Source organism: Bordetella hinzii LMG 13501 (assembly GCF_001548475.1).
In the GTDB taxonomy this organism is placed as follows: domain Bacteria; phylum Pseudomonadota; class Gammaproteobacteria; order Burkholderiales; family Burkholderiaceae_B; genus Bordetella; species Bordetella hinzii.
In genome coordinates this window covers 1-27,000 of the sequence record NZ_LRUJ01000038.1, presented here as the reverse complement: position 1 = coordinate 27,000, position 27,000 = coordinate 1, and the positions used below count along the sequence as shown (strand labels likewise).

Below are 27,000 nucleotides of genomic sequence, written 5' to 3'. Positions count from 1 at the left end.
CATGGCACCCGCACGACTCCTCTCCGTTTCCCTTTCAGTTCCGCACTCGCGCCGCCTGGCGCGCGCCGGGGCATTGACCTCCCTGGCCCTGGCGCTCGGCGTCTGCACCCCCGCCCTGGCCCAACGCGCCGCGCCCCAGGCCTTTCAGATCGCCGCCGCGCCGCTGGCCGACGCGCTGGCGCGCTATGCCGATCAGGCCGGCCTGACGCTGCTGTACGAACCCTCGGCCGTGGCCGGCCTGAAAAGCCCGGGCCTGAACGGCAGCTATCCCCCTGAACAAGCCTTGGCCCGGCTGCTGTCGGGCACCTCGCTGGTGGCCAGGCGCCAGGGCGACGGCACCTATGTGCTGCGCCCGGCCCCCGTGCCCCAGCTCCCGCCGGTCTCGGTGGAGGGCGAAAGCACGCGCGCCGAACCCGCCTGGACCACCAGCACATCCCGCCCGGCACTGGACTCGGCCATGGCCTATGGCTGGAGCGATGTCGGCAAGCGTCTGGACCCGGGCGTGACCTTCAACCGCCAGAACAACAGCATCAATATCCGCGGCCTGGACCAGGACCGCGTGCTCACCCGCATCGACGGCATCCGCCTGCCTTTCCTGGATGACGGCGCGCGCGGCGTCAAGGGCGGCCTGGAGGCCGTGGACTTCAATACGCTGTCGCGCCTGGATATCGTGCGCGGCGCCGATTCGGCCAAGGCCGGTTCGGGCGCGCTGGGCGGCATGGCCGATCTGCACACGCTGGATCCCTCGGACCTGCTGCGCGACGGCAGCGAGCTGGGCGCGCTGGCCAAGCTCGACTACGACTCGGCCGACACCAGCCGCGGCGCCAATGCCGCGCTGGCCGGCCGCATCCATGACAACACCTCGTGGCTGATCCAGGCGGGCGCCCGCGCCGGCCATGCGCTGGATAACCGCGGCGACGTCGGCGGCTACGGCCCCCAGCGCAGCGAACCCACGCCCGAGCACTACACCCAGCGCAACTTCCTGGCCAAGCTGCAGCAGAAGGTCGATGGCGGCCACCGTTTCGGCCTGACGGGGGAATACTTCAAGCGCGAAGGCGAGCTGGACAATATGTTTGAACAGGGCCCGGGCACCAACTACCTGTATGGCGAGAACTCGACGGTCAAGACCACCCGGCGCGAGCGCGTGTCGCTGGACTACCAATACATCGCGCCGGCCGCCGGCGGCCTGGTCGACAGCGCAACGGCCCTGGTCTACTGGCAGCGCGTCACGCTGGACAATGCCATGAGCGGCCAGCGCGGCATGGACAGCCGCGCCTTCATCATCCCGCGCGATCCTTTCCGCTACGGCTATCCCTACGGGGCTTATGGACGCGGCAATTCCATCCGCGAGTCGCTCTTCGGCGTGAGCGGCGAAGCCAGCCGCCGCTTCGAGGGCCGCGTCGCGCAGCGCCTGACCCTGGGCGGCGAATGGATGGGCAACCGCACGCAACAGTATTCCGACGGCTACGACAACTGCCCGGCCACCCCGGCGGGCATGCCCGCGCCTTTCGGTCCGCGCTCATGCGAGCTGCTGCACACCAACCAGGCCGACATGCCGCGCGTCAAGGGCAGCCAGTTCGCCCTCTGGGCGCAGGATGAATTCAGCTTCGCCGACGGCCGCTACACCCTGACCCCGTCGCTGCGCTATGACCACTACGAGCAAAAGCCGCAGTCCAGCGAAGGCTACGACAACAATGCCAATTCCGGAGGCGGGCTGCCGCCCGCGTCCTCGGGCGGCCGGTTCTCGCCCAAGCTGCTGGGCAGCTGGAAGGCGCGCGACCAGGTCACGCTCTATGCGCAATACGGCTTCGGCTACCGCGCGCCCAATGCCAGCGAGCTCTACACCAATTATGGCGGCGCGGGCACCTATCTGCGCGTGGGCAACCCCTACCTCAAGCCCGAGACCAGCAAGGGATGGGAGCTGGGCGCCAAACTGGGCGACGATGCCCTGGGCGGCGCGCTGTCCGTGTTCGACAACCGCTACCAGAACTTCATCGACAAGAACGTCCCCCTCGACGCTTCCTCGCCGCAATGGCAGCCGGGCTGGGCCGGGCAGTATCCGCTGGGTGTGACCGGCATCGTCAACCGCGACCGGGTTCGTATCTATGGCGCCGAGGCTTCCGCGCACTGGAAGTTCGCGCCCAACTGGCGCACCTGGGGCTCGCTGGCCTGGGCCGTGGGCAAGGACCAGGGCACAGGCCAGTACCTGAACTCGATCCCGGCCCTGAAGGCGGTGCTGGGCCTGGGCTATGCCCGCGACCAATGGGGCGTGGACGCGCTCCTGACGGCCGCGCGCAAGCGCGACAAGGTCGAGTATCCGGATGCCGGCCCAGGCACGCCCTATGCCGACTTCCAGGCGCCGGGCTACGGCGTGGTCGACCTGATGGCTTACTGGCGCCCTGCCGCCGGCATGCAGGTACAGTTGGGCGTCTTCAACTTGTTCGACAAAAAATACTGGGAAGCCATCAATGTGCCGACCGCCGGCACCACGGCCATCCCGCGCCCGGTAGACTGGTACACCGAACCCGGCCGCAGCGTGCGCCTGTCCCTGACCTATCAATACTGATCCCCCTTGCGCGGGCGGGGTCGGGACCCGCCCGCCGGACCTAGGAGAAAACGCATGACCGATCTTTCTTTTGAACAGCGCGCCAGCGACCTGCGTGCCCGCCACGATGCCTACGCCGCCAGCCAGCCCGGGCAACGCGCCCGCAATGCGGCCCAGGCGCTGGGCGTGAGCGAGGCCGAATGGATCGCCGCCGGCTGTGGCGGGGCCCGGGTGACCGCCTTGGCGGCCGAGCCGCAAGCCCTCTTCCGCGAACTGGGCACCCTGGGCGAAGTCATGGCGCTGACCCGCAACGAATGGTGCGTGCACGAGCGCCATGGCCGCTATGAGGACATCCAGGCCGAGGGGCCGGTGGGCCTGGTGCTCGGCCCGGACATCGACCTGCGCGTCTTCTTCAACTGCTGGCGGACGGCCTGGGCGGTCGAACAGGACAGCCGCCACAGCCTGCAATTCTTCGACGCCGAGGGCGTGGCGGTGCACAAGGTCTATCGCACCGAAGCCAGCGACGCGGCCGCCTGGCAGGCCCTGATCGATAGATTCGCCGGCGCGCCGGCCTGGCCCGTCCCCGAGGCCATCGCCACGGCCGCCGAGGACAGCAGCGTGGCGGATCCGCAAGCCCTGCGCCAGGCCTGGCTGGCCATGACGGATACGCATGAGTTCTTCCCCCTGCTGCGCAAATTCAAGGTGGCGCGCCAGGCGGCGCTGGCGGCCGCGGGCAGCGACCTGGCCCAGACCGTGCCGGCCGACGCGGCCGAACGCATGCTCACGCAGGCTGCCGAAACCGGCCTGTCCATCATGTGCTTCGTGGGCAACCGCGGCATGATCCAGATCCACACCGGCACGGTACATACGCTGCGCCGCACCGGCCCCTGGTTCAATGTGCTCGATCCGCGCTTTAATCTGCATCTGAACACAGACGCCATCGCCCGGGCCTGGGTGGTCAACAAGCCAACCTCCGACGGCTGGGTGACCTCGCTGGAGCTCTATGCGGCCAATGGCGACCTGATCGTGCAATTCTTTGGCGAGCGCAAACCCGGCAAGCCGGAGCTGCCCGCCTGGCGAAAGCTGATGCTCGGCCTGTGCGAACAACCCCTGGCCGCCTGAGGTGCATATGAAAAGACTGCTGGGCGCCGCGCTCGCAGCCTGCCTGGTCCTGCCGGCCCAGGCGGCCGAACGTGTCGTGACACTGGGCGGCAGCGTGACGGAAATCGTCTACGCGCTGGGCAAGGGCGACATGCTGGTCGGCGACGACCTCTCCAGCATCTATCCCGATGCCGCCACCCGGCTGCCGCGCGTGGGCTATTACCGCAGCGTGCCGGTCGAAGGCGTGCTGGCGCTCAAGCCGGACCTGGTGCTGGCCTCCGATCAATCCGGGCCGCCCGATGCGCTCAAGCGCCTGGCCGACGTCGGCGTGACGGTGCTGCGCATCTCCGACGAGCCATCCGTGCAGTCCCTCGAAACCCGCATCGGCCAGATCGCCCAGGCGCTGGGGGCCGGGCCCGAGGGCGAGCGCCTGCTGGCCCAGGTGCGACAGGACCTGCAGGCGGCCCAGGCTCTGCCGGCCTCGGGCAAACGGGCGGTGCTGCTCATGAACCGCACCGGCACGCCCCAGGCCGCCGGCGGCGGCACGGCGGCCGACCTCTTGCTGCGGCTGGCCGGCCTGGACAACGTCATGGCCGGCCAGCAGGGCTACAAGCCCTTGTCGGCCGAAGGCATCGGCGCGCTGGCGCCGCAGGCCATCATCGTGACCACGGCCTCGGTCACGGCCTCCGGCGGGCTGGACAAGCTGTATCAGCAGCCCGGGCTGGCCAACACGCCGGCCGCCCGCCATCAGTGCATCATCGCCATGGACGACCTGCTGGCGCTGGGCACCGGTCCGCGCCTGGGCCAGGCCATCCGCTTCCTCAAACAACAGCCTTGCATCCAGCATGACGCCGTCCGCTGAGCCGGCCCGCCCGCGCTGGATATTGGGCGGCCTGGCGCTGGCCCTCATCGTGGTGCTGTGCCTGGCCACCGCCAGCGGCGCGGTGTCCATCCCGCTGGCGGCGCTGCCGCGCCTGCTTGCCGGGCAGGCCGGCCCCGGGGAGGTGCTGTGGCAGAACATCATCTGGGATATACGCCTGCCGCGCGTGCTGTTCGCGCTGGTGACCGGCGCGGCCCTGGCCATCTGCGGCGCGACCATGCAGGCGCTGTTCCGCAATCCGCTGGCCGAACCAGGCCTGGTCGGCATTTCGCTGGGCGGGGCCTTGGGCGCGGTGGCCGCCATCGTGCTGGGCGCGGGCGGCTTTTTCCTGACCGCCTCGGCCGCCTTCACGGGCAGCCTGGCCGCCACCGCCTGCGCCTATACCCTCGGCCGGCGGGTGCAGGGCGTGGCCGGCCTGCTGCTGGCGGGCATCGCCATCAACGCGGTCTGCGGCGCGCTCATCGGCCTGCTCACTTTCATGGCCAGCGACGCGCAGCTGCGCGACCTTACGTTCTGGAACATGGGCAGCCTGGCCGGCGCCCGCTGGCCCATCCTGGCCTTCCTGGCGCCCTGGACGCTGTTCTGGTGCCTGTGGCTGATGCGCCAGTGGCGCCCCCTCAACGCCCTCTTGCTGGGCGAGCGCGAAGCGCAGCACCTGGGCTTCGCGCTGTCGCGCCTGCGCCGCAAGCTCATCCTCGTGACCGCGCTGGTCGTGGGGCCGCTGGTCGCGGCGACCGGCGGCATCGGTTTTGTCGGCCTGGTCGTGCCGCACCTGGTGCGCATGGCGCTAGGCGCCAACCACCGCTGGCTGCTGCCGGCATGCATCCTGGCCGGCGCCGTGGCGCTGGCGCTGGCCGACTGGCTGGCGCGCCTCGTGGTCGTGCCCGCCGAACTGCCCATCGGCCTGGTGACCGCGCTGGTGGGCGGCCCCTTCTTTCTGTGGCTGTTGGCCCGCGGACGCCGCTTCTGATGACACTGCAAGCCCATCACCTCACCCTGGAGCGCGGCGGCAAGCGCATCCTGACCGGCGTCTCGCTGACCCTCGCGCCGGGCGCCATGCTGGGCCTGCTGGGCGCCAACGGCGCCGGCAAATCCACGCTGCTGGCCTGCCTGTCCGGCGAGCTGGCGCCTGCCGGCGGCCAGGTCGAGATCAACGGCCGGCCCCTGCGCATGTTGTCGGCCGGCAAACAGGCGCGGCTGCGCGCGGTGCTGCCGCAAAAGCCCTCGCTGTCCTTTGACCTCGGCGTGCAGGAGGTGGTGGCCATGGGCGCCTATCCCTTCCCCGAGCTCAGTCCGGACGAGGTCGGCCGGCTCTGCGGGCAGGCGCTGCGCCAGGCCGGCGTGAGCCATCTGGCGCAACGGCGCTATCTCGAACTGTCGGGCGGCGAACAGCAGCGCGTGCAATTCGCCCGGGTGCTGGCGCAATGCCAGGCCGCCCCCGCCGGCGAGCCGCGCTACCTGATGCTGGACGAGCCCATCTCCAATCTCGATCCGCGGCACCAGATCGACTTGCTGCGCACGGCGCGCGACCTGGCGCGCGAGCAGGGCGCGGGGGTGCTGGTCATCGCGCATGACGTCAACCTGGCCGCGCGCTGGTGCGACCGCATCATGCTGCTGGCCGACGGCGCGGCGGTCGCCGAGGGCACGCCGGCCGAGGTCCTGACGCCGGCGAACCTGCGCAATGTGTATGGGGTCGAGGCGGAGGTGCTGCCGCACCCGCGCGAAGCCGGCGCCTTGCTGGTGCTGATGCGCTGAGCTCAGTCCGTTTCGGGGCGCAGGTGGGTGATGATCTTGTCCAACATGCGGCTCAACTCGGCCTGTTCGCGCGCGGTGAGGCAGCCGAAGATCTCTTCATTGCGCCGCGCGATCAGCTCGATGAGCTGGCGGTAGCGCTTCTGCCCCTTGGCCGTGGGGCTGAGCACCACGCCGCGCCCATCCACATGGCTGACCGCCTTGCGGATCAGGCCCGCATCGCTCAGGGCCTGGGCGCAGCGGCTGGCCTGCCCCTTGTTGAGGTTGGCCGCCAGCGCCAGGTCGTTGACCGACAGCGGCGCGAAGCGGCCGATGGCCGCCAGGCAGCGCGCCTCGCCGATGGGCAGCTGGTATTGCTCGGCATAGGCCTGGGCACTGTCGCGGTCGCTGATCTTGTTGATGAAATGCATGCGGTACGTCAGGAAGCGATCCAGCGCGGGCAGATCATCATGGACGGCGTTATCGTTGGACATGGTCTGCATACCTCGATAAGAAGCTGCGAGTGTGCCACAAGCCGGCCGTCATCAATCCACCGTGATGCCGGCCTCCTTGATGACCTTGGCCCATTTGGCCTGCTCTTCGGCGGCATAGCTCGCCATGGTCTGGGGCGTGCCCGGCAGGGTCTCCAGTCCCATGGCGGCGAAGCGCTCGCGCACCGCGGGCTGCGCCAGCGCGTCTTGCAGCGCCCGGTTCAGCGTGGCGACGATGTCGGACGGCGTGCCCTTGGGCACCACCAGCCCTTGCCAGGCATAGGCCTCGAAACCATCCAGGCCCGATTCGATCAGGGTCGGCACCTGCGGGAAGCCGGCCGGGCGCTTATCGCTGGCCACCGCGATGGGGCTCAGCTTGCCTGAAGCGATGTATTGCATGCCGGTGGCCGAGTCGACGAACATCATGGGCACCTGCCCGCCCACCACATCCTGCACGGCGGGCGCCGCGCCGCGGTAGGGCACATGCACCAGGTGCAGCCCGGTGCGCGCGCGCAGCAGCTCGGTGGCCAGGTGATGCGGACTGCCCGAACCCGGCGTGGCATAGGGCACGCCGTCCTTCTGCTCCTTGGCCCAGGCCAGGAATTCCGCATACGTCCGGACGGGCACCGAGGGGTGGACCACCAGGATCATGGAAAAGCGCGTCATGAGGCCCACGGCATCGAAATCGCGCTGCGGCTGATAGGCCAGCTTGGGATAGAGCGAGGGGTTGGCCGCCAGCGTGGCGGTGTCGCCGGTCAGCATGACATAGCCGTCCGCCTTGGCGCGGGCGGCGTAGTCCGCGCCGATGGCCGTGGCCGCGCCTGGCTTGTTGGAGATGATCAGTGTCTGCTTGAGCTCGCGCGCCATGGGCTCGGACAGCGTGCGGGCCACGATGTCCGAGCCGCCGCCGGCCGGATAGGGCACGACCCATTCGATGGGGCGCTCGGGGTAGCCGGCCGCATTCGCGGCGCCGGCCAGGATGGACAGGGTCAGGCCGGCCGCAAGCGCCGCCACTTTTCGCAACATCATGGTGTCTCCTCGGGGTGTTATGTTTTCTTGCTTGGTGGATACCGCGGCCGCTCCGGCTAGAGCGAATGCTCGGCCTGGCGGATGATCTCCAGCGCCGCGGGCGCATCGTCCTGCCGGCTCAGCAATGCCAGGCAGACCATGGAAAGCAATAGCGGCGCGCGCGCCTCGCCCGCGCGGGTCAGGGTGTGCGCCAGCTCGGTGTAGACATGATCGAGTTCTTGATGGGTCATGGCCTTGTGCTCAGATTCCAAAGGACGCCAATGCCTGGCGCAGGGCTTGCGTGTCGATCCGGTTCCAGCGTCCCATCACATAGCCGTCGGGCCGGATCAGATAGAGCCTTGCCTGGCCGTAGCGCTCACCCAGCTGGCCGGTGTCGCGCAGCGCCGTCGCGGCGCCGACATGCAGCAGTTGCACGCCGGGCAGCTCGCCGAGCGCCGGCGCCTCCTCGCCCAGCGCCAGCACCGTGAAGCCCTGGCCGAACCACTCCGTCAGGTGGCGCACGCGGCCGTTTTCGCTCAATTCGCATTCGGGCGCCGGCATGCCGGGCGCGGCCTGGCCGCCGGCCTCGGGCGCGCCGTCGGGCAAGTTGAGCGCGCTGTCGCGGTAAAAGACCGGCTCGGACTGGCGCGGATTGATGAGCGAACGCACGCTTGCCTCGCGCAGGGCCAGGCGCAGCGTGGCCTGGCGCAGCAGGTCGAAGCCGTAGTCCGGCGGCGCCATGAACTCGGTGCTCTTGGCCCCATAGGCGATGTTCAGGCGCGCGGCGGCCACGCGCTCCTGGCTATAACTGTCCAGCAGCGCCTCCCCGGCCCTGCCGGACATCACGGCGGCCAGCTTCCAGGCCAGGTTGGCGGCATCGTCCAGGCCGGAGTTCAAGCCCCGCACGCCGAAGATAGGCACCAGGTGCGCGGCGTCGCCGGCGAATAGCACCCGTCCATGACGGTAGTTGTCCAGCGTCAGGCACTTGGCGTTGTAGATGGAGATCCACAGCGGCTCCCAGGGTTCATCCTCGCCTATCATCGCCAGGTGGCTGCGCACCCGCGGCAGCACGTTCTCCGGCTTGACGGCCTCGGCCGGGTCTTCGTCGTCGCGGATCTGGTAGTCGATGCGCCACACATCATCGGGCTGGCGATGCATGAGCAGGGTCGACCCGGGATTGGACGGCGGGTCGAACCAGGCCAGACGCTCGGTGGCGCGCCGGGTCTTCTGCCGGATATCCACGATCACATAGCGCCCTTCGTACTGCATGCCCTGCAAGGACAGGCCGAGCAGTTCGCGCACCGTGCTGCGTCCGCCGTCGCAGGCCAATACCCAGCCGGCGCGCAGCTCGCGGCTGCCTTCCGGCGTCTGCACCATGACGGTGGCGCCTTCGCCATCCTGGCGCAGGCCGGTCACCCGGCTGCTCCACAGCACCCGGGCCAGGCCGCCTTGCTCGCGCAGGGCCCGGTCGAGATACTCTTCGATGTAGTACTGCTGGATGTTGACCATGGGCGCGAAGCGCTGCCGGGGATCGTGCGGCATCTCGAAATGCAGCACTTCGCGGTCGCCGTAATAGCTGCGCCCGCCGCTCCATGCCAGGCCTTTTTCCAGCACCGGACGATCCACGCCCGCCCACGACAGGATCTCCAGCGAACGGCGCGACATGCAGATGGCGCGGCTGCCTTCGCAATAGCCGGCATCGGCTTCCACCGTCACCGAGGCAATCCCCTGGCGCGCCAGCAGCAGGGCCATCATCAGGCCGACCGGCCCGCCGCCGGCGATAAGAACGGGTATATGGTCGCCTTGCGGCATGACGGTCTCCAGCTTGTCTATTTGGTTGTGCGCACAACTATATGCGCTATTTGTTGCGCACGCAACCAAATAGGGAATACCCGCAGGAAGCCCGTGGCGCACAGGAGAAAAGGTTCAGCCGGCGGCGCGCAGGCAGGCGTCGGCGGCTTCGAGCTGGTGTTCGCTGAACACCGCCAGGCCGGCCTGGGCGAGGCAGGCCGCCGTCACGCCCATGGCCGCCACCCGGCCGCCCTGGAAACGGCCATCATGGATATAGCCGCTGCCGCAGGAGGGACTGCCCTCTTTAAGGACGGCCACGGCGATATCGTGCCGGGCCGCCAGTTCCAGGGCCTGGCGGGCGCCGGCCAAAAAGGCCGCGCTGACGTCGCCGCCATCGCGCTGGCGCACGCGCGCCAGCCCTTGCCAGACCGCCCGGCCATCGGCGCCGGGTTCGATTTCGGCGGGCGGACGCGGAATAGGCAGGCCGCCCGCCACCTCGGGGCAAAGCGCCACGATGCGGTCTTCGTCGGCCCAGCGCTGCAAGATGGGATGCGGCCGCGCGGCGTCGCGGCCGTCATAGCGCACGGGCTGGCCCAGCAAACAGGCGCTGACGAGCACGCGCCTCACGGCTCAGCCCGCATGGCGATAGACACGGGTATCGCGCAGGGCGAAGCCGGTTTTCTCGTAGAGGCGATGCGCGGCTTCGCGCGCGGGATTCGAGGTCAGGTCCAGCGTGCGCGCGCCCAGTTCGCGAGCGCGCGCCACGGCGGCCAGCACCAGGGCTTGGCCCGCACCCGAACCACGGGCCTGCCCGTCGACCACGACATCCTCGATCCAGGCGCGCACGCCTGTCGGGATACGGAAATGCACCAGGGTGAGCGTGCCCACGATCCGCCCCTGGACCCGCGCCACGAAGACATCGTTGCCGGGGGTGGTGACGATTTCCTGGAGTTGCGCGGCCGTCAAGGGCGCGGCGCTGCGCGATAGCTGGGGCAAGAGGCGCGCGAAGGCCTCCTGCAGCTCGGTATCGGCGGTCTGCGCAATGGTGATGCTGGCTTTTTCCATGCTTGGCCTCGCGGCTTGTCCGGAAGCCTATTTTCTCCGAAAAGCGCCGTCTCCTGTTTGCAACATGCCTATCCCCGCGGAGGACTAGACTCCCTGTTCGTCCATATCCATCCGGAGTCTGCTTGCCATGCCTGCCGCCTTGCTGATCATCGACGTCCAAGAAGGCCTGTTCCGCACGGATGCGCCGCCGGCCGACGCGCCGCGAGTCATTGCCCGCATCAATGCCCTGGCGGCAAGGGCGCGCGCCGCGCGCGCACCGGTTGTCTTCATCCAGCACGAAAGCCCTTCGGGCACGCCACTGGCGCGTGGCACGCCAGGCTGGAGCCTGGACCGCGACCTCGATGTGCATCCCCAAGACCGCATCGTGCGCAAGACCACGCCGGATTCCTTCCAAGGCACCGACCTGAGCCATTGGCTATGGCAGCACGCCGTCGACGAAGTCGTGATCGGCGGCTACGCCACGGAGTTCTGCGTGGACACCACGGCGCGGCGCGCCGCCGGCCTGGGCCTGCATGTCACGCTGGTCAGCGACGGCCACACCACCTGCGACCGCGCGCATGCCAAGGCCGATGCGATCCGTGCCCACCACAACGCGACCCTGCCCGCCATCCGCAGTTTTGGCGTCACCATCCGTGCGGTGCCGGCCGAGGCCGTCGCCTTCGCGGCCGCGCTGGCCGCCTAGTCCGGCATCCAGCCGCCCTCGGCGCGCCTCATGCGCGGCGAATCGAAGGCGCCTTCCACCTCGACCGGACGTCCGCGCGCATCGCGCAGCTCGCGCCAGCGCCGGCCCTGGCGCATGGCCACGACCACGCCGGCCACGTCGGCGCCGCAGCGCTCCAGCAGGGTCAGGGCCGAACCCATGGTCTGCCCGGTGCTGACGGCATCATCGACCACCAGCACGCGGCGGCCGCGCAGGCCGCCGGCCAGGTTGGGATCCACATAAAGCATCTTGCCGCTGTCGGGCGTGGTCAGCGAACGCACCGGCACGGCCAGGGCATCGTCGTACCAGTATTTGCGCGAGTAGCCGAAAGGCACATAACGGCTGAAGCCCAGGCCGCGCGCCACCAGGGGCGCGAACGCCAGGCCCAGGGTGGGCAGGCCCACCACCACCTCGGCCGCAAAGCGCCGCGCCTGCCGCGCCATGAAGCCCGCCAGGGTCTCGACCACGTCCAGCGCCGCATGATTGGCGATGAAGGAGGCGACGCAATGCGCGTCGTCACCGGGCACCGCGCGCAGCGGCAACACCAGATAGCGCCCATCGGGCAGGCGCGCCGGATAGTTGCGCCGATAGGGGCCGCCGGGCGGCTCGGGCAGGGCGACGATCTCCTGCCAGTAGCCGGCGGTGGCGTCGAAGGCTTGCGGCATCACTCGCCTCCCAGGAAGCGCTCGGCCAGGCGCACCCAGAAACTGGCCACGCGGGGCAGCAGGGCGTCGTTGAAGTCATAGCCCGGGTTGTGCACCATGCAGCCGCCCGCTCCCTCGCCATTGCCGACGATGAAATAGCTGCCCGGCACGGCCTGGAGCATGAAGGCGAAGTCATCGCTGGCCTGCAGCGGCTGCAGGTCGGCAATCAGCGCGGCCTCGCCCAGCGACTGGCGCGCCACCTCGCGCGCGAAGCGCGTGGCGTCGGCGTCGTTGATAACCGGCGGATAGCGCCAGCGGTAGTCCACCTCCACCGTGGCCCGATGAACGGCGGCCTGCTGTTGCGCGATGGCCGTGATGCGGTCACGCAGCAACTGGCGGGTCTCGGGCCGGCGCGCGCGTATGGTCAGGCGCAGCTCCACGCTGGCCGGAATCACATTGGGCGCCTCGCCGCCATGGATGGCGCCGATGGTGACGACCGCCATGTCATTGGGATCCACCTCGCGCGAGACGATGGTTTGCAGCGCCAGCACGATATGCGCCGAGGCCACGATGGGGTCCACGGCCACATGCGGCATGGCGCCATGACCGCCCTCGCCGCGCACCGTCAGGATGGCGGTGTCCGAGGAGCTGTACATCACGCCGGGCCGAAAGCCGAACTGCCCGGCGGGATAGCCCGGCTCATTATGGAAGCTATAGATCGTGTCGCAGGGGAAACGCTCGAACAGGCCGTCGGCGATCATGCGCTGCGCGCCCCCATGACCTTCCTCGGCCGGCTGGAAGATGAGGTTGAGCGTGCCGTCGAACACGGCGCGCGCGGCGAGCGCGCGCGCGGCGGCCAGCAGGGTCGCGGTATGTCCGTCATGGCCGCAGGCGTGCATCTTGCCCGGCAGGCGGCTGGCATAGGGCAGGCCGGTGGCCTCGTGGATGGGCAGGGCGTCCATGTCGGCGCGCAGGCCCAGGCGGCGCGTGCCGCTGCCGCGGCGCAGCTGGCCCACCACACCCGTGCCGCCCAGGCCGCGATGCACTTCATACCCCCAGGCGCGCAGGCACTCGGCCACCAGGTCGCCGGTGGCGACTTCTTCATAGGCCAATTCGGGATGGGCATGGAGGCGGTGGCGCAAGGCCACCATCTCGTCCTGGATGGCGGCGACCTCGGGAAGAATGCTCATCGGCTACTCCTGCGTGATGTGGGCCCGGGCCACGATGTGGGCATAGGTGGCCTGCTCTTTCTTGAGGAAGTCGGCGAAGGCGGCCGGACTGCCTTCGCCCGGCGTGGCGCCGCCGTCCTTGAGCCGCGCCGCGACCTCGGGCAGTTTCAGGACGGCATTGAGCGCCTCGTTCAGGCGCGCGATGATTTCCGGCGGCGTGCCGGCCGGCACGAACAGGCCGGTCCAGGTGTTCAGGTCAAAGCCCTTGAGCGCCGGCGTCTCGCCAAACGCCGGCACCTGCGGCAGCGAACTGGCGCGCGCCGCCGAGGTCACGCCCAGGGCGCGCAGCTTGCCCTGTTGCACCAGGGGCGTGGCGCTGGTCGTCACCAGCATGCCCAGGTCCACCTGCTCGCCCATGACGTCGTTGGTGATCTGCGCGCCGCCGCGATAGGGCACGTGCACCAGCTTCACGCCGGCCTGCTCCTGCATGACTTCCACGGCCAGGTGCAGCACGGTGCCGACCCCCGACGTCGCGTAGGTCAGCTTGCCGGGCTCGCGCCGCGCCAGGTCCAGCAGTTCGTCCATGGAGTTCACGGCCAGGCCGGGGCGGGCCAGCATCACCACCGGAGCGGTGGTCACCAGGCCCACGGGCGCCAGGCGGTGCTCGGCGTCGTAGCGCACGGCCGGGTTGACCAGGTGCGCCACGCTGATCGGGCCGTCGAAACCCATCACCGCGGTATAGCCGTCGGGCTGGGCATGGATGGCCTTGCCCACGCCGACCACGCCGCCGGCGCCGGCCACGTTCTCGATGATGATGGACTGGTTCAGGCGCTCGCCCAGGCGCTGCGCCACCAGGCGCGCGGTGGTGTCGACATTGCCGCCGGCGCTCACCGGCACGATGAGGGTGATGGGCTTGGCGGCGGGCCAGGGGGCGGCCGCACAGGCGGCGGACACGGCCAGAAGCGGCGCCAGGAGGGCCGCGGCGAGAAGAGACAGGCGTTTGGACATGGGAGGCAATCGGAAGAAGCCGCGCGGGCGGCCGGCGGGGGCCATCGTACGAATCGGCGCGTGATAACTGAAGTGATATATTTTTATAGATTGATCCATTTTGCTTATAACCAGCCCATCATGACGCCCGAAGCCCCGCTCCGGCAGCCCAGCCTGCGACAGCTGCGCGGCTTTGTCGAAGTGGCCCGGCACGCCAGCTTCAGCCGGGCCGCCCAGGCCCTGGCCTTGAGCCAGCCGGCGCTGTCCTCGGCCATCCGCGAGCTGGAAAGCGCCCTGGGCGCGCCGCTCTTTGACCGCAGCACCCACCATGTGCGGCTGACACGGGCCGGCCACGCGCTCTACGTCCAGGCGCAATGGATGCTCAATACCTTCGACGAGGGCGCGCGCGAACTGCACCGGCTGCTGCACGCCGAGGCCGCGGTGGTGCGCATCGGCTGCATCCCCTCCACCATGCCCCTGATCGCGCCCCTGCTGGCGGACTGGCAGGCCGCCGAACCGGACATCGAGCTGCAGCTGCGCGACGTCCTGAACGACGAACTCATCAACGGATTGCAGAACGGCGCCCTGGACCTGGGCCTGGGCCTGGACTTCGGCCTGCCGCCGCAGATCCAGGCCGAGGAGATCGCCCGCGACGAGCTGGTTGCGGTGCTGGCGCCCGGCCACCGCCTGGCCGGACGACAGCGCCTGGCCTGGCGCGACCTGGCGGGCGAGCGGCTGGCCATGCTGTCGCGCGGCAGCACCCACAGCATGATCCTGGCCGCCTTGGCCCAGCATGGCCTGGCCGCGGACCAGGTGCATACCCTGCACTACACCGACTCTCTCTACAGCCTGGTGCGGGCCGGCCAGCGGGTGGGCCTGATTTCGCGCCTGTACACCCTGCCCCAGCGGCCGGGTTCGCTGGCCGTGCTGGGCTTGGGCGAGCCCGCCACCGAGCGCTCGATCGCCCTGCTGGCCCATACGGCGGTCCAGCGCCCGCCCGTGGCGCGCTGCCATGCCTGGCTGCGCGCCGCGCTGCGGCGCTGAATTCGGGCGCAAGCGGCGGGATGCGCGCCGGCGGCGCGCGGTCTAGACTGCACCATCCGCCACAAGCGCCATCCATCGTGACCGCCGACCTCTCCCGCCGCATCGACCAGCGCCTGGACGCCCAGGACTGGGCCGCGCTCTCGCAATCCCTGGATGCCGAGGGCCGCGGCATCCTGCCCGCCCTGCTGCGGCCCGGCGAATGCCGCCAGCTGGCGCAAGCCTATGACGCCGGCGGCGGCCGCTACCGCAGCCGCGTGGTCATGGCGCGCCATGGTTTCGGCCAGGGGGAATACCAGTACTTCGCCTATCCGCTGCCCCCGGCCCTGGCCGCGTGGCGCGCCGCGCTGTACGCGCGCCTGGCGCCCATCGCCCGCGACTGGGCGCGGCGCCTGGGGCAGCCTGGCGATTATCCCGAACGGCATGCCGACTACCTGGCCCGCTGCCATCGGGCGGGCCAGGTCCGGCCCACGCCGCTCATCCTGCGCTATGGCGCCGGCGACTACAACTGCTTGCACCAGGACCTCTACGGCGAAGAAGTCTTCCCGCTGCAATGCGCCGTGCTGCTGTCGGTGCCCGGCGTGGACTTCGAGGGCGGGGAATTCGTCATGACCGAACAGCGCGCCGGGCATGCGCCACAGGCCGATGTGCTGCCGCTGGCCCAGGGCGACGCCCTGGTCTTTGCCGTGCACCATCGGCCGGCCGCCGGCCCGCGCGGCTGGCACCGGCGCGCCATGCGCCATGGCGTGGCCGCCGTGCGCGCGGGCCAGCGCCACACCCTGGGCATCATTTTTCACGACGCTTCCTGAGATGCAGGCCGAACTCTTTGCCGGCGACAGCCGCATCACCCTGGGGCACCAGGCCTGCGTGCTGCGCGGCCTGGCCCTGGCGCGGGCCGGACACCTGCTCGCCGCGCTGGCGGACATCGAGGCCAGCGCGCCGCCGCGGCATATGCAGACGCCGGGCGGTTTCACCATGTCCGCGGCCATCACCAATTGCGGCGAGCTGGGTTGGACCACGGACCGGCAGGGCTATCGCTATCAATCCCTCGACCCGCAAAGCGGGCGGCCCTGGCCGCCGCTGCCGGCCGTGTTCGCCGAACTGGCGGCCGAAGCCGCCGCCATGGCCGGCTTTGCCGGATTCCGGCCCGACGCCTGCCTGATCAACCACTACGCCCCCGGCGCGCGCATGAGCCTGCACCAGGACCGCAACGAAGCGGATTTCGGCGCTCCCATCGTGTCGGTCTCGCTGGGCCTGCCGGCAGTGTTCCTGTTTGGCGGGCTGCGCCGCCAGGACCGTTGCGCCCGCGTGCCGCTGCAGCACGGCGATGTCGCCGTCTGGGGCGGGGCGGACCGGCTGCGCTTTCACGGCATCCTGCCGCTGGCCGAAGGCGATCACCCCGTGGTGGGCCGCCAGCGCATCAACCTCACCCTGCGCCGGGCCGGGCCCGCGGTAAAGTAGCCTGGCCGGGGCGGCGGCGCGGAAATTCGGCCGCAAGACGCGGAGTGCGCCGGGGCCCGCCCCCGCCTAAAGTGGCCTTACCTTGATTTTTCATGAGTCCGCCATGAACACGCGCCTCACCGACACCGATCCCCGCTGGGCCGCCGTCCTCGCCCGCGATCCGCACGCCCGATTCGTCTATGCCGTCAAGACCACCGGCGTCTACAACCACCCGGGCAACCCGGCGCGGCTGCCGCGTCCGGAAAACGTCGAGTTCTTCGCCACCGCCCAGGAGGCCGAGGCCGCCGGCTACCGGCCCAGCCAGGTCCAGGCCCGCGTCAGCCGGGCGCATGCCGACTGGGTCGCCCAGGCCTGCCGCCGCATCGAGGCGGCCGACACCCTGCCCTCGCTGGACGAGCTTGCGGCCGAACTCGGTGTAAGCAGCTACCATTTCCATCGTGTCTTCAAGGCCGCCACCGGCCTGACCCCGCGCGCCTATGCCCAGGCCCACCGGGCCCGCCGCCTGCGCCGGCAGCTCGACGGGGGCCAGGACGTGACCACCGCCCTCTACGCGGCGGGTTTCAACTCCAACAGCCGCTTTTATGCCGCCGCCGACGGCATGCTGGGCATGAAGCCCAGCGCCTACCGCGAAGGCGGCGCCAATGCGAGGCTGTACTTCGCCATTGGCCAATGTTCGCTGGGCGCCATCCTGGTCGCCCAGAGTGAACGCGGGGTCTGCGCCATCCTGCTGGGCGACGATCCCGAGCCGCTGCTGCAGACCTTGCAGGACCGCTTCCCCAAGGCCGAGCTGATCGGCGCAGACCCGGCCTATGAGGGCATGATGGCCACCGTGGTCGGCCTGGTGGAGGCGCCGGGCACGCCCGTGGACCTGCCGCTGGATGTGCGCGGCACCGCTTTCCAGGAGCGCGTCTGGCGGGCGCTGACCCAGATCGCGCCCGGCGAGACCGTCTCCTACAGCGAGATCGCCCGCCGCATCGGCAGCCCCAAGGCCGTGCGCGCCGTGGCCCAGGCCTGCGGCGCCAACATGCTCGCGGTGGCCATCCCCTGCCACCGCGTCGTGCGCAACGACGGGGCCTTGTCGGGCTATCGCTGGGGCGTGGCCCGCAAGCGCGAACTGCTGCGCCGCGAACAGGCGCGGGCGGCCTGAGCCATGCAGACGCTGGAAAGCCGCCTGGCCGGCGAGGGCTGGGCCTTGCTGGACGACGCGCTGGACGAGGCGGCGATCGCCGCTCTGCGCCAGGGCAGGCCGCCGGCCTGGGCCGCGGCGCTGCGCGACCGGCTCGAACCCCTGGCGCGGCAATGGCAGGCCCATCTGGGCGAGGCGGGCGGCGCTGCCTCGGCCCGCCGCCCGCGTCTCGAAGACCAGACGCTGGCCGCCGGGCAGGGCCGGCCACTGTCGTCCAGCCACGCGCCGGATGTCTTCCCGCTGCAATTGCTCATCCTGCTGTCGGCGCCCGGCCGGGATTTCGAGGGCGGCCACGCCATCGCCGTCGAACAGCGGCCGCGCATGCAGTCCCGCCCCATGGTGCTGCCCCTGGAGCAAGGCAGCGTCGCCGTCTGCGCCACCGGGCCACGGCCGGTGCAAGGACGCCAGGGTCTCTACACCACGCTGCTGCGCCTGGGCACGGGCCGGCTGCGCCGGGGAGAGCGCCAGGCGTGGGTGCTGCGCTGGCAGGCCTGAAGCGCGGCCCCGCCGCAAAAATCTGCCGGCCCTGCCCTGCCAGGGCCCTGAGAGGGCGGGCGCCGCGACTGGTCATGCGTGTGATTCACGCATGATGCGCGAAATACACGCTCCACGAACGCCCGAATTTCTCCGCACCCCTTTCAAGGTTTTGATTCTTAAGCGCATTTTCCGCAAGCCGCGGTTGGCACGGTGTTTGCAATATCCCGAGGATTCCGGCCCTGTGTGGCCTTCCTCAACCGAGTCAGAAGATGCGCTCCATGAGAATCATTTGTCCGAACGGACACCTGGGCTTTGCCCCCCTGCGTACCGAGAGTTTCCAGGCCGGCGTGCGCGCCCGGCCCGACTACATCGCCGCCGACTCCGGCAGCGACGACGTGGGCCCCGTGCCCCTGGGCTCGGACACCTCGACCAGCCCCGAAGCCTGGCAGCGCCACGACCTGGAGCAGATGCTGCTGGCCGCGCGCGGGCAGGGAGTGCCCATGATCATCGGCTCGGCCGGCGACACCGGCTCGAACAGCCGCGTGGATCTTTATGTGCGCATCATCCGCGAACTGGCCGCCAAGCATGGCCTGGCGCCGTTCAAGATCGGCTATTTCTATTCCGAGGTGGATCCTGACTTCGTGCGCCGCAAGATGCGCGCGGGCGCGACCATCGCCGGCCTGGACGGCTACGCGGACCTGACCGAAGCCGAACTGGACGCCACCGAGCGCATCGTCGCCGTGGCCGGCGTGCAGCCTTATCTGAAGCTGCTGGAAGCCGGCGCCGACGTCATCATCGGTGGACGCAGCTCGGATGCCGCCGTGTTCGCCGCGCCCGCGCTGCATCACGGCTTCGCCGCCGACCAGGCCTATTACCTGGGCAAGGTACTGGAATGCGCGTCGTTCTGCGCCGAACCCTATGGCGGCAAGGAAACCGTGCTGGGCGAGATCAGCCACGAGGACGTGCGCGTGACGGCCATGCATCCCGAGCAGCGCTGCACCATCGCCTCGGTCGCCGGCCACGCCATGTACGAGCGCTCCAACCCCTACGAAGAATTTTTCGCCGGCGGCAAGCTGGATATGCGCGAATGCCACTATGAGCAGCTCGACGAGAAGACCACCCGCATCACCGGCTCGCGCTTCATCCCCTCGGAGCGCCTGACCGTCAAGCTGGAAGGCTCGGGCAAGGTGGGCGAGCGCTACATCGGCCTGTGCGGCGTGCGCGACCCCTACACCATCGCCAACATCGACCGCGTCATCGCCTGGGCGCGCGACAAGGTCCGCGAACGCTTCGGCGACAGCGGCTACGAGCTGCATTACAAGGTCTATGGCCGCGACGGCGTCATGGGAGACCTGGAGCCGCTGCGCGACCAGCCGGCGCACGAGCTGTGCATCATGGTGCAGGGCGTGGCGCCCACGGCCGAGATGGCCGAAGAGCTCACCCTGACGGGCCTGCGCCAGATGTTCTATGCCCGCCTGCCCGACGTCAAGGGCACGGCCGGATCGGTGTCCTTCCCCCTCGATGAAGTCGTGCGCGCCAGCGCCGCCTATCGCTGGACGCTGAATCACACCATCCCGGTGGACGACATCTTCGAACTGATCCAAACCCATATCATCGAGGCCTGAGAGAACACGCCATGCCCACGCAGAAACTGAGCGAACTCGCCAAGACCATACGCAGCAAGAATGCCGGCGTGAACAAGATCACCTTCGACATCATCTTCCGCGACCGCGACACCTATGAATCGGTGAAGCGCTCGGGCGCGCTCACGCGCAAGAGCGTGGCCGCGCTCTACCGCATCCCCGACGCGCGCATCTCGGACTTCGTCGAATACGATCCCGGCCTGGCGATCAAATTCACCATCTATCGTCTCGTGCCCAGCGGCTCGGCCGGCGATGGCGATATCTTCGGCGCCCAACAGTACGCGCCGCTGCTGGACCTGCCCGTGCAACGCTGACCGGCACGCGGGCCCGCCCGGCGCGGGCCCCGGCCAATACAAGGGGAACAACCTATGAAGAACATCCTCCAGGCGCTGGCGCTGTGCGCGCTGGCCACCGGCGCCCAGGCGCAGCAGGCGCCCACGCCGGTGCCCAAGCAACTCAAGATCGTCGTGCCCTTCAGCGCCGGGGCGAGCAATGACGCCATCGCGCGCGCCCTCGCCCCCCAGCTGGCGGAACAGCTGAAGACCATCGTCATCGTCGAGAACCGGGTCGGCGCGGCCGGCGTCATCGGCTCGGACTACGTGGCCAAGTCCGCCAAGGACGGCGCGACCCTGCTACTGACCTCGTCCACCTTCCTGACCTCGGCCGCCACCCAGCCGCGCATGCCCTACGATCCGGTCAAGAGCTTCGCGCCCGTGGCCATGGTGGGAGAGGGGCCGCTGGTCATCGGCGTGACCGGCGCCAAGCCCTACGCCAGCCTGGCCGACGTCCTGGAGGCCGCGCGCGCCAAGCCGGACGTGCTCAATTACGGCACGGCCGGCATCGGCTCGCTCGCGCACCTGGCGACCGTGATGATGAACGATGCCGCCCACGTCAGCATGACCCACGTGCCCTACAAGGGCGCGGCCAATGCCGCCTCCGACATGGCCGGCGGACAGATCGACATCATGCTGGCCAACTACAGCTCGCTGGCGCCGCTGGTGCAGTCGGGCAAGATCAAGCTGGTGGCGACCACGGCCCGCGACCCCCATCCGGCCTTCCCCAAGCTCGCGCCGGCCGCCGCCATCCTGCCCGGCTACGCGGTCGATATCTGGGTCGGCGTGTTCGCGCCGGCCGGCACGCCCCAGGACCTGATCGACCGCTACAACCAGGCCATCAATCGCGTGGCGCGGACCCCCGAGAGCACCGCGCTGCTGGACATGGACGGCACCGTGCCCGCGGCCATCGGCAGCACCGAGTTCGCCCAGCGTGTCGCCCGGGACTACGCCCTGTGGCGCGACGTGGCCCAGAGCCACCACATCAGCGTCGAATAGACGAAGGCTTGACGCAGTCCTTGCCCGGCTCGGCCGTCAGGCCTGGCCGGGCTTTTTTTCCAGCCCCAGCCGCAGCATCTGGTGCCGCAGGGCATGCCGCGTCAGCCCCAGCGCCTGCGCGGCGGCGGCCATGCTGCCGCCCTGCGCGGCCAGGGCCGACTGGATCATGCGGCGCTGGAAATCCGCCGTGCGGGCGGCGTAGCCGCCCGTGCCGGCCGGCTCGCTGGCATCGCGCACAATGCGCGCCGGCAGATGTTCCAGGCCCACGGTGTCGCCGCTGTCCAGGATGCAGATGCGCTCCAGCAGATTGCCCAGCTCGCGCACATTGCCCGGCCAGCGATAGCGGCGAAAGACCTCCTGCACCGCCGGATCGATGCGCCGGAAGCCGCTGGCATGCAGCCGGTTGTAGCGCGCCAGGAAGCGGTCGGCCAGCACGAAGACATCGTCGCCGCGCTCGCGCAGCGGCGGAAGATTGATCGACACCACCTGCAGGCGGTAGTAAAGGTCATCGCGGAACTTGCCCGCGCCCACCTCGCCCAGCAGGATCTTGTTGGTGGCCGCGATAAAGCGCACGTCGGTCGTCAGCTCATGCACCGCGCCGATGCGCCGGAAGCGCCGGCTGTCGAGCAAGGTGAGGATCTTGGCCTGCATCATGGGCTCGAGCTCGCGCACCTCGTCCAGGAAGACGCTGCCGCCATGGGCGATCTCCAGCAAGCCTTCCTTGCGCGCGACGGCGCCCGTGAAAGCGCCGCGCTCATGGCCGAACAGCTCGGACTCCAGCAGGTTGCCGGGGATGGCGGCGCAGTTGATTTCGGTGAAGCCTTTCTCGGCGCGAGCGGAATGATCGTGCAGCGCGCGCGCCACCAGGCCTTTGCCGGTGCCGGTCTCGCCGTAGATAAGCACCGTGCTGGCGCGGCTGCGCGCCACGCGCAGCACCAGGTCGCGCAGGGCCACGATGGAAGGATGGTCGCCGACGATGGTGTCGGCCAGGGGAGGCGGGGGAGTCATGGCGTGCAACATAAGGGCGCGATACTGCGCGCATTATCGGGCCGCCGCCCCCGGGCCTCCATTCCGGCATACCCCTAGGGCGGGGCGGCCTGGGCTACACTAGCGCGCTTTTTTCCTGGTTTGCCATGACTGCCTGCGGAATCGACTTCGGCACTTCCAACTCCACCGTCGGCTGGATGCGCCCCGGACAGCACGCCCTGCTCGCGCTGGAAGACGGCAGACCCACCTTGCCTTCGGCCATCTTCTTTCATGACGAAGATGACGAGGTGAGCTACGGCCGCGCGGCCATCGCCGATTATGTGGCCGGCTACGACGGCCGCCTGATGCGCTCCATGAAGAGCCTGCTGGGCAGCTCCCTGATGGAGGGCCACACCGAGGTGGCTGGCCGCGCCCTGCCGTTCAAGGTGCTGCTCACACGCTTCATCGCCGAGCTCAAGGCCCGCGCCGAAGCCGCCGCCGGCCGCGGTTTCGAGGCCGCCGTGCTCGGCCGGCCGGTCTTTTTCGTGGACGACGACGCCAAGGCCGACCAGCTGGCCGAGGACACGCTGGGAGAGATCGCCCGCGCCGTGGGCCTGCGCGAGATCGCCTTCCAGTACGAACCGCTGGCGGCCGCCTTCGACTACGAATCGCAGATCACGCGCGAAGAACTGGTGCTGGTCATCGACATCGGCGGCGGGACTTCCGACTTCTCGCTCATCCGCCTGGGACCGCAGCGCGCCGGCCGTGCCGACCGCCGCGAGGACATCCTGGCCCATGGCGGCGTGCATATCGGCGGCACCGATTTCGACAAACAGCTGAGCATGGCCCACGTCATGCCGCTGTTCGGCCTGGGCGGGCAGCTGAAGACCGGCAAGGACGTGCCGTCCACGCAATACGCCAACCTGGCCTGCTGGCACACCATCAACCAGGCCTATACCCGCAAGGCGGCCGAGACCTTCGCCTTCATCCAGGCCCAGGCGGTCGAGCGCGACAAGATCGGCCACCTGATGACGCTCATCAAGAACCGCGAGGGACATTGGGTCGCCATCCAGGTCGAGGAAGCGAAGATCGCCCTGTCCGAGGCGCCGTCCACCCGTATCGACCTGGCGCGCATCGCGCCGCGGCTGGCGGCCGACATCGACCGGCCGGCGTTCGACCTCTCGATGAACGGCCTGATCGACCGCATCGAGACAACGGTGGCGCGCCTGCTGGCCGATGCCGGCGTGAGCGCGGTCGACACGCTGTTCTTCACCGGAGGATCGAGCCGCGTGCCCTGCCTGCGCGAACGTGTCTCGGCGCTGCTGCCCGGGGCGCGCAGCGTTGAAGGCGATCTGTTCGGCAGCATCGGCGCCGGCCTGGCGCTGGATGCCCGGCGCAAGTTCGGCTAAGACGCTACCAGGCGTGCAGGGCGTCGTCGGGGAAGCTGCCCTCGCGGACCGCGCGCGCATAGGCTTCGAACGCTTCGCGCACGCCGCCGCTGCCGGCCAGGAAGTTCTTCACGAAGCGCGGCGTCTTGCCCAGGCTGGCGCCCAGCATGTCGTGCATCACCAGCACCTGGCCCGCGGTGCCGCGGCCCGCGCCTATGCCTATGGTGTGGCAGGACGGCAGGGCCCGGGTGATGCGCGCCGACAGCGCGGCCGGCACCATTTCCAGCACCAGCAGGGTCGCGCCCGCGTCGGCCAGTTCGCGCGCGTGGCGCTCGAGCAGGGCGGCGCCGTCATCGTCGCGCCCCTGCACCCGATAGCCGCTCAGGGCATGCACGGTCTGCGGGGTCAGCCCCAGATGGGCGCACACCGGCACGCCGCGCTCGACCAGGAAGCGCACCAGGGGAGCGGTCCAGCCGCCGCCTTCAAGCTTGACCATATGCGCGCCGGCCTGCATCAGCCGGGAGGCATTGCGCATGGCGTCGTCCTGGCTGCCGTGATAGCTGCCGAAGGGCAGGTCGGACAATAGGAGGGAAGGTGCGGCCGCCAAGCCGCGGGCCACGCTTTGCGTGTGGTAGACCATGTCGTCCATCGTCACCGGCACCGTGCTGTCGCGGCCCTGGCAGACCATGCCCAGGGAATCGCCCACCAGTACGACATCTACGCCAGCTTGCCCGGCCAGGCCCGCGAAGACCGCGTCATAGGCGGTGAGCATGACGATCTTCTCGCCCGCGTCGCGCATCTCCTGCAGGCGCCGTGGCGTGACTTTGCGGGCCGGGCCCGCGCCGCCATAGGGCGCGGGACGGTTCTGCTGCGTGCTGCTAGCCATGTCTTCTCCTTGTTGGAGGGCCAAGGCTACACCAGGCGGCGGCCTGCGGGCAGGCCGCCGCGCCGGAGGACTTACTTGAACTCGTAATGCGGCGAACGCGGACCGTAGAGCAGGCCGCCTTCGGTGCCGGCCATCAGCAATTGCTGATTGGTCAGCGCCGCCACGCCATAGGCCCGGTCGGTCAAGGTGTTGACCACCTGGTCGACCACCGCCTGCACCAGCATGCCGAGAATGCCGCCCTGGCCGCCGTTGCCGGCCTGGGCCACCGTCTTGGTGCCCTCCCAGAGCTGCGCGCCGGTGCGCAGATCGACCAGCGAGGCATCGACCGCGACCGTCGTCACGCTGCCCAGCAGCTGGTAGGACGAGCCATACTGCTTGACCCTGAGATACAGCGCGGCGTCGGCGCCGAAGATCTCGCGCAGCTTGGCCGGCGGCACCTGGTGCGCATCATCGGGAGACATCATGCCGTTCTGGCGGAAGGTCTCGTCCATGACCGCCACCGGCACGACGTAATAGCCCGACTCGGCCAGCGGATACGTCACCTGGGCCAGCACCGCGGCCGAAGCGGCCGGTTCCACCGACTCGTTCAGGGGCGGCAACACCAGGATGGACGCGGGCTTGCTTTCGCGGAACGCGCTGTAATCGACATTGCGCTGCGGGGCGGCCACGCAACCCGTCAGGACGGCCAGCGCTGCCACCAGGCCGGCACGGAACAGAGTACGGATCATGAGGCTCACTTCCCTTTCGCGGTGTTGGTGTCAGGCGCGGACTTGGCCAGGCCGGCCGCTGACGCATCCTTCTTGCTCATCAAAAAGTCCATGAAAGGCGCCGATTCCGGAAAGGCGTTTTTTTCGCCATTGAACTGTTCGACGGCCTTGTCGTCCTGGCCGGCCTTCAGATAGAGCAGGGCCATATGCGCGCGGAAACCCGGCGGCAAGGCCAGCTCGGCCGAGCGCGCGGTCTCGACGTTTTTCTCCATGGCCGCCAGCTGGGCGGTCGGATCCGCGCCGTCGTCCTTGAGATAGGCGTATACCGAAGGCTGGTAGCTCTGCCAGCTGTACAGAGGCTTCTGCTGCGCGCAGGCCGACAGGCCCAGCACCAGGGCGCAGGCCAGGCCCGCGCGGGTCAATCGAGGGATCGCCATGGCCGTCCTCAATTGGCGGACGGACGCCAGGCGCCCTGTTCGATACCGTCGACCAGGCGGTCCACGGCCTCGCGGATGGCCAGGTCCAGCACCTTGCCATTGAGGGTCGAATCGTAGCCCGCCGAACCGCCGAAGCCCAGGACCTCGCGGTTGGACAGGGCGTACTCGCCAGCGCCGGTCACCGAATAGACGACTTCGGAGCTGGACACATCGACCACGTTCAGGTCCACCTTGGCGTAAGCCACCTGCTCCTTGCCGCGGCCCAGGATGCCGAACAACTGCTGGTCGCCCGTGACCTTGCGGCCGAAGGCGGTCACGTCGCCCGTGACCACATAACGCGCGCCCTTGATCTGGTTGGCCTTTTTATTGAAAGCCGCCTCCTGCGCGATTTCGCTCAGGTTCTCGCGGTCCATGACGGAGAATCGGCCGGTACGCTGCAAATGGCTGACCAAAATCGTCTTGGCCTGCCCGCCCAGGCGGTCCTGGCCGTCGGAAAATACCCCGCGCAGATAATTGCTGCGATTGTCGAACTTGCCCACCGAAATCGGGCTGCGCGGGCCCTGATAGGCGGGTTTGGAGGCCGCCGCCGCCGTCTGTGGCGGCGCCACAGCCTGCGAGCGTTCCGTTGCGCAACCTGCCAGTGCTGCCGCGAGCGCGATCAGCGTACCGGCCTTCATCACCGCCTTGATCATTGACTTCTCCGTGTGCGGGCGAGGACCCTCGCCATTTTTGGTGTCAGAAGTGTACTAAACATTTCAAATGCCACAAGCTTGAATTGCCGGCCGGATGGATAATCGGACCCGCCTCTTCCATAAACCGCGTCGATAATCCGCCGGCGCCGTCCCATATAACGCGCGGCAAAATCCGGCACACACACCGTGCGGACGTTTTCGTTAATAAAGGGATGGGCTTTTCAGGCGCCTTGGACGATCACACCCACGGACACCGCGGCCACGAGCAGGCCGCGCCACTGGCGCGGCGTCAGCGTTTCGCCCAGCAGCAGAATGCTGAGCAAGACCGGAATGGCGGGATACAGCGACGCCAGCACGACGGCCACGCTGACCAGCGACTGCCAGGTGGCATACAGGTACAGGGCCAGCGACAGCGCCGCCAAACTGCCTATCCAGGCCGCGCTGAACCGCCTGCCGCGCGGCAGGCGCAGCGGCAAGCCCAGATGACGGGCATAGCAGACCACCACGATGACCGAGGCCAGGCGATTGGCCAGGACGGGCCACAGCCCCGCCTGAGGATCCGCTTGCGCCACGCAGGCATACTGCAGGCCCACCCCGGCGCCCGCGATAAGGGCATCGCGCGACCCCGCGGCCAGCGTCATTCCGCCGGCCCGCGGCCGGCAGGCGATCCACC

General features: G+C 69.4%; 30 protein-coding genes. 15 read left to right on the top strand and 15 right to left on the bottom strand.

The window, feature by feature from the left end; all coding sequences use genetic code 11:
- Position 1: 1 nt before the first annotated feature.
- The 5 genes from AXA74_RS19705 to AXA74_RS19685 are packed head-to-tail and all read left to right on the top strand — an operon-like array spanning position 2 to position 6,281.
- Positions 2–2,566 (top strand): TonB-dependent receptor, encoded by a 2,565-nt coding sequence (locus tag AXA74_RS19705; protein ID WP_048940392.1) that lies wholly within the window; start codon positions 2–4, stop codon positions 2,564–2,566.
- A 54-nt stretch (positions 2,567–2,620) separates the two neighbouring features.
- Positions 2,621–3,667, top strand: a complete 1,047-nt coding sequence (locus tag AXA74_RS19700) for a hemin-degrading factor (RefSeq protein ID WP_029577644.1) — start codon at positions 2,621–2,623, stop codon at positions 3,665–3,667.
- 7 nt (positions 3,668–3,674) lie between these two features.
- Positions 3,675–4,508 carry a heme/hemin ABC transporter substrate-binding protein gene (locus AXA74_RS19695; protein WP_032979615.1) on the top strand — a complete coding sequence of 278 codons (834 nt, stop codon included), beginning with the start codon at positions 3,675–3,677 and terminating at the stop codon, positions 4,506–4,508.
- Complete coding sequence (locus AXA74_RS19690; RefSeq protein WP_032979614.1) at positions 4,492–5,496, top strand: FecCD family ABC transporter permease; 1,005 nt, start codon at positions 4,492–4,494, stop codon at positions 5,494–5,496. The genes AXA74_RS19695 and AXA74_RS19690 overlap by 17 nt, the downstream gene beginning before the upstream one ends.
- The gene (locus AXA74_RS19685) at positions 5,496–6,281 is read left to right on the top strand and encodes a heme ABC transporter ATP-binding protein (protein ID WP_029577647.1); all 786 of its coding nucleotides are present in this window, start codon (positions 5,496–5,498) and stop codon (positions 6,279–6,281) included. The genes AXA74_RS19690 and AXA74_RS19685 overlap by 1 nt, the downstream gene beginning before the upstream one ends.
- Before the next feature lie 2 nt (positions 6,282–6,283).
- Here AXA74_RS19685 and AXA74_RS19680 read toward each other — a convergent pair whose 3' ends face one another.
- From AXA74_RS19680 to AXA74_RS19660, 6 genes are all read right to left on the bottom strand, one after another.
- Positions 6,284–6,751 (bottom strand): MarR family winged helix-turn-helix transcriptional regulator, encoded by a 468-nt coding sequence (locus tag AXA74_RS19680; RefSeq protein ID WP_029577648.1) that lies wholly within the window; start codon positions 6,749–6,751, stop codon positions 6,284–6,286.
- A 51-nt stretch (positions 6,752–6,802) separates the two neighbouring features.
- Positions 6,803–7,777, bottom strand: coding sequence for a Bug family tripartite tricarboxylate transporter substrate binding protein (locus tag AXA74_RS19675; protein ID WP_060833251.1), 975 nt, complete (start codon positions 7,775–7,777; stop codon positions 6,803–6,805).
- A gap of 56 nt (positions 7,778–7,833) precedes the next feature.
- Entirely contained in the window at positions 7,834–8,007 is a 174-nt protein-coding gene (locus tag AXA74_RS24510) for a hypothetical protein (RefSeq protein ID WP_164725175.1), read from the bottom strand.
- 10 nt (positions 8,008–8,017) lie between these two features.
- Positions 8,018–9,568: an FAD-dependent oxidoreductase gene (locus AXA74_RS19670; protein WP_080666482.1), complete on the bottom strand. Its 1,551-nt coding sequence runs from the start codon at positions 9,566–9,568 to the stop codon at positions 8,018–8,020.
- A 114-nt stretch (positions 9,569–9,682) separates the two neighbouring features.
- Positions 9,683–10,174 (bottom strand): DUF523 domain-containing protein, encoded by a 492-nt coding sequence (locus AXA74_RS19665; protein WP_029577649.1) that lies wholly within the window; start codon positions 10,172–10,174, stop codon positions 9,683–9,685.
- A 3-nt stretch (positions 10,175–10,177) separates the two neighbouring features.
- Positions 10,178–10,612, bottom strand: coding sequence for a GNAT family N-acetyltransferase (locus tag AXA74_RS19660; protein ID WP_029577650.1), 435 nt, complete (start codon positions 10,610–10,612; stop codon positions 10,178–10,180).
- Positions 10,613–10,739: 127 nt separating this feature from the next.
- On the opposite strand from AXA74_RS19660, the gene AXA74_RS19655 reads away from it, so the two are divergent.
- Positions 10,740–11,294 (top strand): isochorismatase family protein, encoded by a 555-nt coding sequence (locus tag AXA74_RS19655; protein ID WP_032979612.1) that lies wholly within the window; start codon positions 10,740–10,742, stop codon positions 11,292–11,294.
- Here AXA74_RS19655 and AXA74_RS19650 read toward each other — a convergent pair.
- Genes AXA74_RS19650 through AXA74_RS19640 form a run of 3 tightly spaced genes read right to left on the bottom strand, consistent with a single transcriptional unit; the run spans position 11,291 to position 14,133 of the window.
- Entirely contained in the window at positions 11,291–11,977 is a 687-nt protein-coding gene (locus tag AXA74_RS19650; protein WP_032959513.1) for a phosphoribosyltransferase, read from the bottom strand. The two genes, AXA74_RS19655 and AXA74_RS19650, sit on opposite strands and share 4 nt — an antisense overlap.
- Positions 11,977–13,146 carry a M20 aminoacylase family protein gene (locus AXA74_RS19645; RefSeq protein WP_029577651.1) on the bottom strand — a complete coding sequence of 390 codons (1,170 nt, stop codon included), beginning with the start codon at positions 13,144–13,146 and terminating at the stop codon, positions 11,977–11,979. Before AXA74_RS19645 ends, AXA74_RS19650 begins: the two co-directional genes overlap by 1 nt.
- Before the next feature lie 3 nt (positions 13,147–13,149).
- Entirely contained in the window at positions 13,150–14,133 is a 984-nt protein-coding gene (locus tag AXA74_RS19640; RefSeq protein ID WP_029577652.1) for a Bug family tripartite tricarboxylate transporter substrate binding protein, read from the bottom strand.
- A 120-nt stretch (positions 14,134–14,253) separates the two neighbouring features.
- On the opposite strand from AXA74_RS19640, the gene AXA74_RS19635 reads away from it, so the two are divergent.
- From AXA74_RS19635 to AXA74_RS19600, 8 genes are all read left to right on the top strand, one after another.
- The gene (locus AXA74_RS19635; protein ID WP_032956424.1) at positions 14,254–15,156 is read left to right on the top strand and encodes a LysR family transcriptional regulator; all 903 of its coding nucleotides are present in this window, start codon (positions 14,254–14,256) and stop codon (positions 15,154–15,156) included.
- 20 nt (positions 15,157–15,176) lie between these two features.
- The gene (locus tag AXA74_RS19630) at positions 15,177–15,962 is read left to right on the top strand and encodes a 2OG-Fe(II) oxygenase (RefSeq protein ID WP_172899577.1); all 786 of its coding nucleotides are present in this window, start codon (positions 15,177–15,179) and stop codon (positions 15,960–15,962) included.
- A gap of 1 nt (position 15,963) precedes the next feature.
- The gene (gene alkB / locus AXA74_RS19625) at positions 15,964–16,614 is read left to right on the top strand and encodes a DNA oxidative demethylase AlkB (protein ID WP_029577656.1); all 651 of its coding nucleotides are present in this window, start codon (positions 15,964–15,966) and stop codon (positions 16,612–16,614) included.
- Between the two features lie 103 nt (positions 16,615–16,717).
- Positions 16,718–17,761 (top strand): bifunctional DNA-binding transcriptional regulator/O6-methylguanine-DNA methyltransferase Ada, encoded by a 1,044-nt coding sequence (gene ada / locus AXA74_RS19620; protein ID WP_029577657.1) that lies wholly within the window; start codon positions 16,718–16,720, stop codon positions 17,759–17,761.
- 3 nt (positions 17,762–17,764) lie between these two features.
- The gene (locus tag AXA74_RS19615; RefSeq protein ID WP_029577658.1) at positions 17,765–18,295 is read left to right on the top strand and encodes a 2OG-Fe(II) oxygenase; all 531 of its coding nucleotides are present in this window, start codon (positions 17,765–17,767) and stop codon (positions 18,293–18,295) included.
- A 251-nt stretch (positions 18,296–18,546) separates the two neighbouring features.
- Positions 18,547–19,902 carry an acyclic terpene utilization AtuA family protein gene (locus AXA74_RS19610; RefSeq protein WP_029577659.1) on the top strand — a complete coding sequence of 452 codons (1,356 nt, stop codon included), beginning with the start codon at positions 18,547–18,549 and terminating at the stop codon, positions 19,900–19,902.
- Positions 19,903–19,913: 11 nt separating this feature from the next.
- Complete coding sequence (locus AXA74_RS19605) at positions 19,914–20,234, top strand: DUF4387 domain-containing protein (protein WP_029577660.1); 321 nt, start codon at positions 19,914–19,916, stop codon at positions 20,232–20,234.
- Between the two features lie 54 nt (positions 20,235–20,288).
- Entirely contained in the window at positions 20,289–21,251 is a 963-nt protein-coding gene (locus tag AXA74_RS19600) for a tripartite tricarboxylate transporter substrate-binding protein (RefSeq protein ID WP_029577661.1), read from the top strand.
- Between the two features lie 36 nt (positions 21,252–21,287).
- Here AXA74_RS19600 and AXA74_RS19595 read toward each other — a convergent pair whose 3' ends face one another.
- Positions 21,288–22,259 (bottom strand): sigma-54 interaction domain-containing protein, encoded by a 972-nt coding sequence (locus AXA74_RS19595; protein WP_029577662.1) that lies wholly within the window; start codon positions 22,257–22,259, stop codon positions 21,288–21,290.
- Between the two features lie 125 nt (positions 22,260–22,384).
- Here AXA74_RS19595 and AXA74_RS19590 point away from each other — a divergent pair, with 125 nt between their 5' ends.
- On the top strand, positions 22,385–23,626 hold the full coding sequence (locus AXA74_RS19590; protein WP_029577663.1) for an Hsp70 family protein: 1,242 nt from the start codon (positions 22,385–22,387) through the stop codon (positions 23,624–23,626).
- 4 nt (positions 23,627–23,630) lie between these two features.
- Here the strand turns inward: AXA74_RS19590 and panB are convergent, their stop codons facing one another.
- The 5 genes from panB to AXA74_RS19565 all read right to left on the bottom strand — a co-directional run.
- Positions 23,631–24,491, bottom strand: coding sequence for a 3-methyl-2-oxobutanoate hydroxymethyltransferase (gene panB / locus AXA74_RS19585; protein WP_029577664.1), 861 nt, complete (start codon positions 24,489–24,491; stop codon positions 23,631–23,633).
- A 71-nt stretch (positions 24,492–24,562) separates the two neighbouring features.
- Entirely contained in the window at positions 24,563–25,219 is a 657-nt protein-coding gene (locus tag AXA74_RS19580; protein WP_032956368.1) for a DUF799 domain-containing protein, read from the bottom strand.
- Between the two features lie 5 nt (positions 25,220–25,224).
- Positions 25,225–25,635, bottom strand: a complete 411-nt coding sequence (locus AXA74_RS19575; protein ID WP_029577666.1) for a DUF4810 domain-containing protein — start codon at positions 25,633–25,635, stop codon at positions 25,225–25,227.
- An 8-nt stretch (positions 25,636–25,643) separates the two neighbouring features.
- Positions 25,644–26,327 (bottom strand): CsgG/HfaB family protein, encoded by a 684-nt coding sequence (locus AXA74_RS19570; RefSeq protein ID WP_223850468.1) that lies wholly within the window; start codon positions 26,325–26,327, stop codon positions 25,644–25,646.
- A gap of 221 nt (positions 26,328–26,548) precedes the next feature.
- On the bottom strand, positions 26,549–27,000 hold a 452-nt coding region (locus tag AXA74_RS19565), incomplete at its 5' end, for an EamA family transporter (protein WP_155680894.1).